General features: G+C 66.7%; 8 protein-coding genes. 7 read left to right on the top strand and 1 reads right to left on the bottom strand.

Going from position 1 to position 10705, the window contains the following annotated elements:
• Positions 1-441 precede the first annotated feature (441 nt).
• The 3 genes from carA to greA are packed head-to-tail and all read left to right on the top strand — an operon-like array spanning position 442 to position 5333.
• Positions 442-1575, top strand: a complete 1134-nt coding sequence (gene carA, locus H609_RS0113250; RefSeq protein WP_019584273.1) for a glutamine-hydrolyzing carbamoyl-phosphate synthase small subunit — start codon at positions 442-444, stop codon at positions 1573-1575.
• A gap of 48 nt (positions 1576-1623) precedes the next feature.
• Complete coding sequence (gene carB / locus H609_RS0113245; RefSeq protein ID WP_028485131.1) at positions 1624-4857, top strand: carbamoyl-phosphate synthase large subunit; 3234 nt, start codon at positions 1624-1626, stop codon at positions 4855-4857.
• Positions 4854-5333, top strand: a complete 480-nt coding sequence (gene greA, locus H609_RS0113240; RefSeq protein WP_018867783.1) for a transcription elongation factor GreA — start codon at positions 4854-4856, stop codon at positions 5331-5333. The genes carB and greA overlap by 4 nt, the downstream gene beginning before the upstream one ends.
• Before the next feature lie 18 nt (positions 5334-5351).
• Here the strand turns inward: greA and yhbY are convergent, their stop codons facing one another.
• Positions 5352-5651 carry a ribosome assembly RNA-binding protein YhbY gene (gene yhbY / locus H609_RS0113235; RefSeq protein ID WP_018867784.1) on the bottom strand — a complete coding sequence of 100 codons (300 nt, stop codon included), beginning with the start codon at positions 5649-5651 and terminating at the stop codon, positions 5352-5354.
• A gap of 68 nt (positions 5652-5719) precedes the next feature.
• Between yhbY and rlmE the strand changes: the two genes are divergently transcribed.
• From rlmE to glmM, 4 genes are all read left to right on the top strand, one after another.
• Positions 5720-6346 (top strand): 23S rRNA (uridine(2552)-2'-O)-methyltransferase RlmE, encoded by a 627-nt coding sequence (gene rlmE / locus H609_RS0113230; protein WP_028485130.1) that lies wholly within the window; start codon positions 5720-5722, stop codon positions 6344-6346.
• Between the two features lie 42 nt (positions 6347-6388).
• On the top strand, positions 6389-8353 hold the full coding sequence (gene ftsH / locus H609_RS0113225) for an ATP-dependent zinc metalloprotease FtsH (protein ID WP_018875886.1): 1965 nt from the start codon (positions 6389-6391) through the stop codon (positions 8351-8353).
• 78 nt (positions 8354-8431) lie between these two features.
• Complete coding sequence (gene folP / locus H609_RS0113220) at positions 8432-9325, top strand: dihydropteroate synthase (RefSeq protein ID WP_018867787.1); 894 nt, start codon at positions 8432-8434, stop codon at positions 9323-9325.
• Positions 9325-10665, top strand: coding sequence for a phosphoglucosamine mutase (gene glmM, locus H609_RS0113215; protein ID WP_018877160.1), 1341 nt, complete (start codon positions 9325-9327; stop codon positions 10663-10665). The genes folP and glmM overlap by 1 nt, the downstream gene beginning before the upstream one ends.
• The last annotated feature ends 40 nt before the right edge of the window (positions 10666-10705 follow it).

The following is a 10705-nucleotide window of genomic DNA, read 5'->3' as shown; positions in this document are numbered from 1 at the left end:
CTTCTTTGCACGAGCAAAGAAGTACCTCGCGGCGCGCTGGCGAGTCAGCGCCAGGCAGTATGTGGACCGGAGGCACCGTAAAAACCGAACGATGAACCAGGACCAGCCACAACCAGGCAGGCGGCGGACCGAAGGCAGGTGAAACACCAGGCGACGAACGGGGGCCAGCCATCAACGGCATAGAATGAGGGATCGCCGGGCTGGAGCGGAGAGGCGGATGACGTCGCAAGCGGGCATCTCGTTGGACGCCGCGCGCGGCGCTCGCGTACACTTGAAGACGTATCCGTACCCGTCCCGCGAGCACCGAACCGTTGTCCAGAACAGGGTCCCGTCCCTGTTGAAACGGTGCGGGCGAGGCCGGGTCAAAGACCCGAATCGATCGCAGTACCGCCGCCGGCGAACCGCCTGGCGGCCCCGACCCAGACCATCCGGAGGTCCCCTGTGTCCGCGCCCGCTCTGCTCGTCCTGGAAGATGGCACTGTGTTTCATGGTCAGGCGATTGGCGCCCAGGGCCAGACGGTTGGCGAGGTGGTGTTCAACACCGCGATGACCGGTTATCAGGAGATCCTGACGGATCCCTCCTACCACCGGCAGATGGTCACGCTGACCTATCCGCATATCGGCAACACCGGTACCAACCCGGAGGATGACGAGTCCACCCGCGCCTATGCCGCCGGGCTGGTCATCCGCGACCTGCCGCCGCTGGTGTCCAACTGGCGCTCGCGCGAATCCTTGCCGGATTACCTGCTGCGTCATGGCATCGTGGCGATCAGCGGGATCGATACCCGCAAGCTGACCCGCATTCTGCGCGAGAAGGGCGCGCTGAACGGCTGCATCCAGGCCGGTGAGGTGGACGAGCAAGCGGCCCTGGCCGCCGCGCGCGAGTTTCCCGGCATCAAGGGCATGGACCTGGCGCGCGAGGTCACCACGCGCAGCCGCTACGAATGGCTGGAGGGCACCTGGCAGCTCGGCGAAGAGCCGGCCCGGGTGGACCCGGAGCAGGCTGAATTTCATGTGGTGGCCTACGACTTCGGCATGAAGCAGAACATCCTGCGCAAGCTGGCGGACCGGGGCTGCCGCGTGACCGTGGTGCCGGCCGAGACCCCGGTGGACGAGGTGATGGAGCTGAAGCCCGACGGGGTGTTCCTGTCCAACGGCCCGGGCGACCCCGAACCCTGCACGTACGCGATCGAGGCGATCCGCGACATCTGCGAGCGCAAGCTGCCGCTGTTCGGCATCTGCCTCGGGCATCAGCTGCTGGGCATCGCCAGCGGCGGCAAGAGCGTGAAGATGAAGTTCGGCCACCACGGGGCGAACCACCCGATCCGCCACGAGGAAAGCGGGCGGGTGATGATCTCGTCGCAGAACCACGGCTTTGCGATCGACGAGGACAACCTGCCCGATACGCTGACGCCGACTTACCGGTCGCTGTTCGACGGCACGCTGCAGGGTATTGCCCGCACCGACTGCCCGGCCTTCAGCCTGCAGGGACACCCCGAGGCCAGCCCGGGCCCGCACGACGTGTCCCCGGCGTTCGACGACTTCGTCGAGATGATGCGCGCAGCGCGCCGCTAAAGCTCCTCCTCCCGATTTCCGATTTCGACAGCCTGCGAGAGCCGTCACATGCCCAAGCGTACCGACATCCAGAGCATCCTGATCCTCGGGGCCGGCCCGATCGTGATCGGTCAGGCCTGCGAGTTCGACTACTCCGGCGCCCAGGCCTGCAAGGCCCTGCGCGAGGAGGGTTACCGGGTGATCCTGGTGAACTCCAATCCGGCGACCATCATGACCGATCCGGAGATGGCGGATGCCACCTACATCGAGCCGGTGGAGTGGGAGACGGTCGCCAAGATCATCGAGAAGGAGCGCCCGGATGCGGTGCTGCCGACCATGGGCGGTCAGACCGCGCTGAACTGCGCGCTGGACCTGTCGAAGGAAGGCGTGCTCGAGAAGTTCGGGGTGGAGATGATCGGCGCCAACGAGGCGGCGATCGACATGGCCGAGGACCGCGATCACTTCAAGGCGGCGATGGCCGATATCGGTCTGGACACCCCGACCGCGATGCTCGCGCACTCCTGGGAGGAGGCGCAGGAGATCCAGCCGAAGATCGGCTTCCCGGTAATCATCCGCCCGTCGTTCACCCTCGGCGGCTCGGGGGGCGGTATCGCCTACAACCGCGAGGAGTTCGAGTACATCGTCAAGAACGGGCTCGACCTCTCGCCGGTAAACCAGGTGTTGCTGGAGGAATCGGCGCTTGGCTGGAAGGAGTTCGAGATGGAGGTGGTCCGCGACAAGGCGGACAACTGCATCATCATCTGCTCCATCGAGAACCTGGACCCGATGGGTATCCACACCGGGGACTCGATCACTGTGGCCCCGGCGCAGACCCTGACCGACAAGGAATACCAGATCATGCGCGACGCCTCGCTGGCGGTGCTGCGCAAGATCGGCGTGGAGACCGGTGGCTCCAACGTGCAGTTCGCGATCAACCCGGAGAACGGGCGCATGATCGTGATCGAGATGAACCCGCGGGTGTCGCGCTCCTCGGCGCTGGCCTCCAAGGCGACTGGCTTCCCGATCGCCAAGGTCGCTGCCAAGCTGGCGGTGGGCTACACCCTGGACGAGCTGAAAAACGAGATCACCGGCGGGCTGACGCCGGCCTCGTTCGAGCCGTCTATCGACTACGTGGTCACCAAGATCCCGCGCTTCACCTTCGAGAAATTCCCGCAGGCCGAAGCGCGCCTGACCACGCAGATGAAGGCGGTGGGCGAGGCGATGGCCATCGGCCGCACCTTCCAGGAGTCGTTCCAGAAGGCGCTGCGCTCGATGGAGACCGGCATGGACGGCCTCGACGAGCGTATCGACCTGCAAGCCGACGACGTGGTGGACCAGCTGCGCACCAAGCTCGCCAATCCCAGCCCGGAGCAGGTGCTGTACGTGGCCGACGCCTTCCGCGCCGGCTTCTCGATCCAGGACATCTTCGACCTGACCGCGATCGACCCCTGGTTCCTGGCGCAGATCCAGGAACTGGTGGACGTCGAGAAGGGCCTGCGCGACCGCATCCTGGGCGACATCAAGGCCGAGGAGATGTACCGCCTGAAGCAGCGCGGCTTCTCCGACCTGCGCCTGGCGACGATCCTCAACGAGACGGAAAAGGCCGTGCGCAAGCACCGCCACGGCCTGGGCGTGCGCCCGGTGTACAAGCGGGTGGATACCTGCGCGGCCGAGTTCGCGACCACCACCGCCTATATGTACTCGTCGTACGAAGAGGAGAACGAGGCGGAGCCAACCGACAAGCAGAAGATCATGGTCCTGGGCGGCGGGCCGAACCGCATCGGCCAGGGCATCGAGTTCGACTACTGTTGCGTGCACGCGGCGCTGGCGATGCGCGAGGATGGCTACGAGACCATCATGGTCAACTGCAACCCGGAGACCGTCTCCACCGACTATGACACCTCGGATCGGCTGTACTTCGAGCCGTTGACCCTGGAAGACGTGCTGGAGGTCGTGGCGACCGAGAACCCGGCCGGCGTGATCGTGCAGTACGGCGGGCAGACCCCGCTGAAGCTGGCGCGGGATCTCGAGGCGGCCGGCGTGCCGATCATCGGCACGAGCCCGGACTCGATCGACCTGGCCGAGGACCGCGAGCGCTTCCAGGCGCTGCTGAACAAGCTGGGGCTCAAGCAGCCGCCGAACCGCACCGCGCGCAGCGAGGAAGAGGCGGAGAAGCTGGCCGACGAGATCGGCTACCCGCTGGTGGTGCGTCCGTCCTACGTGCTCGGTGGCCGCGCGATGGAGATCGTGCGCGACCGCGAGGACCTGCGCAGCTACATGCAGAACGCCGTGTCCGTCTCCAACGATGCCCCGGTGCTGCTGGACCGCTTCCTGGATGACGCGATCGAGGTCGATGTCGATGCCATCTCGGACGGCGAGAACGTGATCATCGGTGGGATCATGGAGCACATTGAGCAGGCGGGCGTGCACTCGGGCGACTCCGCCTGCTCGCTTCCGCCGTTCTCGCTGTCCATGGAACTGCAGGACGAGATGGTCGAGCAGGTGCGCAAGATGGCGCTGGGGCTGAAGGTCGTGGGCCTGATGAACACCCAGTTCGCGATCAAGGGCAATGACATCTACGTGCTGGAGGTGAATCCGCGCGCCTCGCGCACCGTGCCGTACGTCTCCAAGAGCGTGGGCCGGCCGCTGGCCAAGATCGCCGCGCGCTGCATGGCCGGGCAGACCCTGCCCGAGCAGGGCGTGGGCGATGCGGTCTACCCCGATTACTACTCGGTAAAGGAATCGGTGTTCCCGTTCGCTAAGTTCCAGGGCGTGGACCCGATCCTGGGGCCGGAGATGAAGTCCACCGGCGAGGTGATGGGGGTCGGTCGCAGCTTCGCCGAGGCCTTCGCCAAGAGCCAGCTGGGGGCGGGCGTGCTGCTGCCGTCCACCGGCAAGGCCTTCGTGTCCGTGCGCGAGATCGACAAGCCGCTGGTGGGTGAAGTCGCGCGCCGCCTGGTCGAGCTGGGTTTCGAGGTTCTGGCCACCCGGGGCACGGCGAACGTGCTGGAGGAGGCCGGGATCGCGGTGACCCGCGTGAACAAGGTCACCGAGGGTCGTCCGCATATCGTGGACATGATCAAGAACGACGAGATCAGCTTCATCATCAACACCGTGGAGGGCAAGCAGTCGACCTCCGACTCCTACACCATCCGCCGTGAGGCGCTGATGCACAAGGTGGGCTATACCACCACCATTGCCGGGGCCAAGGCCACCGTGCAGGCCCTGGATCATCTGGGGGCGAACGACGTCTTCCGGCTGCAGGACCTCCACCAGGAAAATCTCGGAGGGAAAAGCGCATGAACAAGACGCCCTTGACCGTGACTGGCGCGGAAAAGATGAAGGAAGAGCTGAAGAAGCTGAAGGGCGAGGACCGCCCGCGCGTGGTCAACGCGATCTCCGAGGCGCGCGAGCATGGTGACCTCAAGGAGAACGCCGAGTATCACGCCGCGCGCGAGCAGCAGAGCTTCATCGAGGGCCGCATCCGCGAGCTGGAGGCGAAGCTCTCCAATGCCCAAATCATCGACGTCACGGCCCTGCCGCAGACCGGCAAGGTCGTGTTCGGCACCACGGTGGTGCTGGAGGCGACCGAGGACGGGCGCCAGGTGACCTACAAGATCGTGGGCGAGGACGAGGCCGACATCAAGAACAACATGATCTCGGTGTCTTCCCCAATCGCGCGGGCGCTGATCGGTAAGGAAGAGGGCGATGTGGTCACCGTGCAGGCCCCGGGCGGGGAGACGGAGTACGAGATCCTGGAGGTCCGCTACGTCAACTGACGCCGCCGTATCCGGCTGTCAGGCCGGGTCCAGCGAGACCTTCGGGTCCTCCGGGTTGCGCCGGAACAGGGTGGCGACATGACCGATGCGCTGAATCCGCTCGGCGCCGGTGCGCTCGCACAGTTCCTCGACGGCCCCGTTGCGGGCCTCGCGATCCCCGATATTCACCTTGATCTTGACCAGTTCGTGGTGGGTGAGCGCCAGTTCCAGTTCCGCCAGCACCGCGTCGGTCAGCCCGTTGCGGCCAATGGTCACGACGGGTTTGCGGGGATGGGCGAGGCTGCGCAGGTGGCGGCGTTGCGCGTCGGTCAGATTCACGGGAGGCCGTTTTTCGGTGTTGGAAAGCCAAAATTGTAGCACGCCGAGTGCCGGCGCAAGGATCGGGCATGCCCAAGCGTAGCCGCTCCAGCCAGCGCTGGCTGAAGGAACATTTCGATGACCCCTACGTCCAGCGGGCCCAGCAGGAGGGCTACCGCGGGCGCGCGGTCTACAAGCTGCAGGAGCTCGACGAGCGCGACCGGCTGCTGAAGCCCGGGATGCGCGTGGTGGACCTGGGTGCGGCGCCGGGCGGCTGGACCCAGTACGCCGCGCAGAAAATCGGGCGCAAAGGGGTCCTAATCGCGACCGATATCCTGCCCATGGATCCCGTGCCGGGCGCGGAGATCGTGACCGGCGACTTCCGCGAGGACGCCGTGCTGGATGCGATCCTGAGCGCGCTCGGGGACGAGCCGGCCGACCTTGTGCTTTCCGATATGGCCCCCAACCTGACCGGTACGGATGCCGTGGATCAGCCGCGTTCCATCCATCTGTGTGAACTGGCGCTGGAGTTGGCCACCCAGATTCTGAACCCCCGGGGGGCTTTTCTGGTCAAGCTGTTTCAGGGCGAAGGTTCCGATGCCTACCTGGCCGAGGTGCGCCGCCGGTTTCGCTCGGTCAAGGTGCGCAAACCGAAGGCCTCGCGGCCTCGGTCACGGGAAGTGTATGTATTGGCACGCGAGCCCCGGGATGTGTAAAGCTGCCTGCAACTGACGATTGATGTTTTTCGAGGTGTCGTTTTGAACGGTCTGGCCAAGAACCTGATCATCTGGGCGGTGATTGCCGTCGTCCTGATGTCTGTCTTCAACAACTTCGGCCCACAGCAGCAGACGCAGGATGTGCGGAGCATTACCTACTCCGAGTTCATCCGCGATGTGCAGGGCGGTCGCGTGGATAACGTGACCATCAAGGGCGAGAAGATCGAGGGCACCACGCTGGAAGGCCAGCGATTCACCACGGTGAATCCGAACGACCCGGGCCTGATTGGCGACCTGCTGCAGAACAATGTGGAGGTCAATGCCCACGAGGAGGCCGAGCGTTCCCTGCTGATGAGCATCCTGATCAGCTGGTTCCCGATCCTGCTGCTGATCGCCGTGTGGATCTACTTCATGCGCCAGATGCAGGGCGGTGGCGCCGGCGGCAAGGGCGCGATGTCCTTCGGCAAGTCCAAGGCCAAGCTGATGTCGGAGGACCAGGTCAAGGTCGGCTTCGGTGACGTGGCCGGCTGCGACGAGGCCAAGGAAGAGGTCACCGAACTGGTGGACTTCCTGCGCGACCCGTCCAAGTTCCAGAAACTCGGCGGCCAGATCCCGCGCGGGGTGCTGATGGTGGGCTCTCCGGGTACCGGCAAGACGCTGCTGGCCAAGGCCATCGCCGGCGAGGCCAAGGTGCCGTTCTTCAGCATCTCCGGTTCCGACTTCGTCGAGATGTTCGTCGGCGTGGGTGCCTCGCGCGTGCGCGACATGTTCTCCGAGGCCAAGAAGCACGCTCCCTGCATTATCTTCATCGACGAGATCGATGCGGTCGGTCGCCAGCGCGGCGCCGGCATGGGCGGTGGTCACGACGAGCGCGAGCAGACGCTGAACCAGCTGCTGGTCGAGATGGACGGCTTCGAGGGCACCGAGGGGGTCATCGTGATCGCCGCGACCAACCGCCCGGACGTGCTGGACCCGGCGCTGCTGCGCCCGGGCCGCTTCGACCGCCAGGTGGTGGTGCCGCCGCCGGACGTGCGCGGCCGCGAGCAGATCCTCAAGGTCCACATGAAGAAGACCCCGATCGCGGAGGATGTGCGCCCGGACCTGATTGCCCGCGGTACGCCGGGCTTCTCCGGGGCGGATCTGGCCAACCTGGTCAACGAGGCGGCGTTGTTCGCGGCCCGGGCCAACAAGCGCCTGGTGGATATGTCCGACTTCGAGCGCGCCAAGGACAAGATCATGATGGGTGCCGAGCGCAAGTCCATGGTGATGTCCGAGGACGAGAAGAAGCTGACCGCCTATCACGAGGCCGGGCATGCGATCGTCGGCCTGACGGTGCCGGAGCATGACCCGGTGTACAAGGTCAGCATCATCCCGCGCGGGCGCGCCCTCGGGGTGACCATGTTCCTGCCGGAGGAAGACCGCTACAGCCACTCGAAGACGCGTCTGGAAAGCCAGCTGGCGAGCCTGTTCGGCGGGCGGCTGGCGGAAGAGATCATCTTCGGCAACGACAAGGTGACCACCGGGGCCTCCAACGACATCGAGCGTGCCACCCAGATCGCGCGCAATATGGTCACCAAGTGGGGCCTGTCGGACAAGCTGGGCCCGCTGGACTACGGCGAGGAAGAGGGGCATCCCTTCCTGGGCGGGCAGATGGGCAAGTCCAAGCCGATGTCCGACGAGACCGCGCGCGAGATCGACGCCGAGGTGCGCCAGATCATCGACACGAATTACCAGCACGCGAAGCAGATCTTGGTGGATAACATCGACAAGCTGCATGCGATGGCCCAGGCACTGGTGAAGTACGAGACCATCGACGACAAGCAGATCGAGGACATCATGGCTGGGCGCGAACCCCGCGAACCCGCCGACTGGGACAGCGGCGGCGGCCCCGGCGGTACCGCGCAGGCCGGCGAGGAGTCCGACGCCAGTGGCTCGGGTGACGGCTCCGAAGGTCGCGATGACGACGACAACAAGGGGGTTGTAGGCGGGCCCGCGCCGCAGTCCTGAGCGGGGCCCCCGCCGACGCGTCGAACCCAGGCCGCCAGGCCCTTTCCTGGCGGCCTTTTTCGTTGGTAGCAAAGGAGAATGATCGTGCCGACCGATGCACCCGTGCTGCAATGCGGAGCGCGCCGCCTGGACCTGGGGCGGCCACGCATCATGGGTATCCTCAATGTGACCCCGGACTCGTTCTCCGATGGCGGGCAATATGCCCGGGTCGAAGAGGCCCTGGCGCGCGCCCGCGCCATGGTCGCGGAGGGGGCGGATCTCCTCGATGTGGGGGGTGAGTCCACGCGTCCCGGCGCGGAGCCGGTACCACTGGAGGAGGAGCGCCGCCGGGTGCTGCCGGTGATCGAGGCGCTGCACGCGGAAATCGGTGTGCCGCTGTCCGTGGATACGATGAAGCCGGCGTTGATGCGCGAGGCGGTCGCGGCCGGCGCCGGGTTGCTCAACGACGTCAACGGCTTCCGAGCCGAGGGGGCCCTGGAGGCGGCGGTCGAGGCGGCGCGCGAGGATGGCGTGGCGCTTTGCGCGATGCATATGCAGGGCGAGCCGCAGTCGATGCAGCGTGCGCCGCATTATGACGACGTGGTGACCGAGATCGCGGCCTTTCTGGACCAGCGGGTGCGCGAATTGCGGGCCGCCGGCGTGCCGCGAGGCCAGATCCTGCTGGACCCGGGGTTCGGCTTTGGCAAGACCCTGGCGCACAACGTCGCCCTGTTTCGTGGCCTGCCGCATCTGGCCGGGGCCGGCCTGCCGTTGCTGGTCGGCGTTTCGCGCAAATCGATGATCGGCCAGTTGCTGGGGGATCGCCCGGTCGCCGAGCGGGACCCGGGGAGTGCCGTGGCGGCGATGCTGGCGGCGCAGGCCGGGGCGCGTGTCCTGCGTGTGCACAACGTCTCGGCGACCCGCGACGCGCTGGCGCTATACTCGGAGTTGCGGCCGGATGGCGGCGAAGAGCAGGACAATCGAGGGAACTGATGGGCAAGTATTTCGGGACGGACGGGATTCGCGGGCGCACCGGCGAGTGGCCCATGACGCCGGAGTTTGCGCTGCGGTTGGGGTATGCCGTGGGCGAGGTGCTGGGCGAGAACGGCCAGCGCCAGGGCCCGGTGCTGGTGGGCAAGGACACGCGGGTGTCCGGCTACATGTTCGAGTCGGCGCTGGAGGCCGGGCTGTCGGCCGCCGGGCTGGATGTCGCGCTGCTGGGGCCGATGCCCACGCCCGCGATCGCCTACCTGACCCATACCTTCCGTGCGACCGCGGGCATCGTGATCAGTGCCTCGCACAACCCGTTCCACGACAACGGGTTCAAGTTCTTCACGCCCGAGGGCGACAAGCTGCCGGATGCGACCGAGGCCGCGATCGAGGCGCGCCTGGATCAGCCGGCGCAGCCGATCGACGCGGCGCGACTGGGCAAGGCCGTGCGCATCAGCGATGCGGCCGGGCGCTATGTGGAGTTCTGCAAGAGCGCCATCCCGGCGCGCTCCGAGTTGCGCGGCATGAAGGTGGTGATCGACTGCGCCCATGGGGCCACCTACAACGTCTCCCCGCATGTATTCGAGGAGCTGGGCGCCCGTGTCGAGATCCTTGGCGCGAGTCCTGACGGCTACAACATCAACGAGGGCGTGGGCGCCCTGTACCCCGAGAAGGTGGCGGCGCAGGTGCGCGCCAGCGGGGCGGACCTCGGGATTGCCCTGGACGGCGATGGTGACCGCGTGATCCTGGCCGATGCCGATGGCACGGTCGTGGACGGCGATCAGATCCTCGGCATCCTGGCGCTGGCGCGGCAGCAGAGCGGGGGCTTCGATGGTGGGGTGGTCGGGACGCTGATGACCAACCTCGGCCTGGAGCAGGCCCTGAATGGCGCCGGCATCCCGTTCGTGCGCGCGAAGGTCGGGGATCGCTACGTGCTGGAGGAGCTCCGGCGTCGCGACTGGACCCTGGGTGGCGAGGGGTCGGGCCACATCGTCTGCCTCGAGCACACCACGACCGGTGATGGCACGGTCGCGGCGCTGCAGGTCGCCCACCTGATGCATCGCACCGGCCAGCCGCTGTCGGCGCTGGCCGCGGCGATCCCCAAGCTCCCGCAGTGCCTGATCAATGTGCCCGTCAGCGGTGCCGCTTCGGGCTGCCTGGAGGCCGAGCCGGTACGCGCGGAGGTTGCCGCGGTCGAGGGTCAGCTGGGCCAGCGCGGTCGGGTGCTGCTGCGTCCCTCGGGTACCGAACCGCTGGTGCGGGTGATGGTCGAGGGCGAGGACGCGAACGAGACCCGCTCGGCCGCTGAGCGCATCGCCGACAGTATCCGCGCGGCGATCTGACGCCCTCGGCGCCCGCGGGCGGCTCTCCCTGCGTCACCCC

It is taken from the genome of Thioalkalivibrio sp. ALE17 (genome assembly GCF_000425605.1).
In the GTDB taxonomy this organism is placed as follows: domain Bacteria; phylum Pseudomonadota; class Gammaproteobacteria; order Ectothiorhodospirales; family Ectothiorhodospiraceae; genus Thioalkalivibrio.
The sequence above is the reverse complement of the archived record's forward strand: the minus strand, read 5'-3'. Positions and strand labels throughout refer to the sequence as shown.

What these genes read in the sequence shown, in the direction of transcription:
- glmM (WP_018877160.1), top strand. Translation starts at nt 9,325, where the DNA reads ATGGGCAAGTATTTCGGGACGGACGGGATTCGCGGGCGCACCGGCGAG.
- rlmE (WP_028485130.1), top strand. Translation starts at nt 5,720, where the DNA reads ATGCCCAAGCGTAGCCGCTCCAGCCAGCGCTGGCTGAAGGAACATTTC.
- folP (WP_018867787.1), top strand. Translation starts at nt 8,432, where the DNA reads ATGATCGTGCCGACCGATGCACCCGTGCTGCAATGCGGAGCGCGCCGC.
- carB (WP_028485131.1), top strand. Translation starts at nt 1,624, where the DNA reads ATGCCCAAGCGTACCGACATCCAGAGCATCCTGATCCTCGGGGCCGGC.
- greA (WP_018867783.1), top strand. Translation starts at nt 4,854, where the DNA reads ATGAACAAGACGCCCTTGACCGTGACTGGCGCGGAAAAGATGAAGGAA.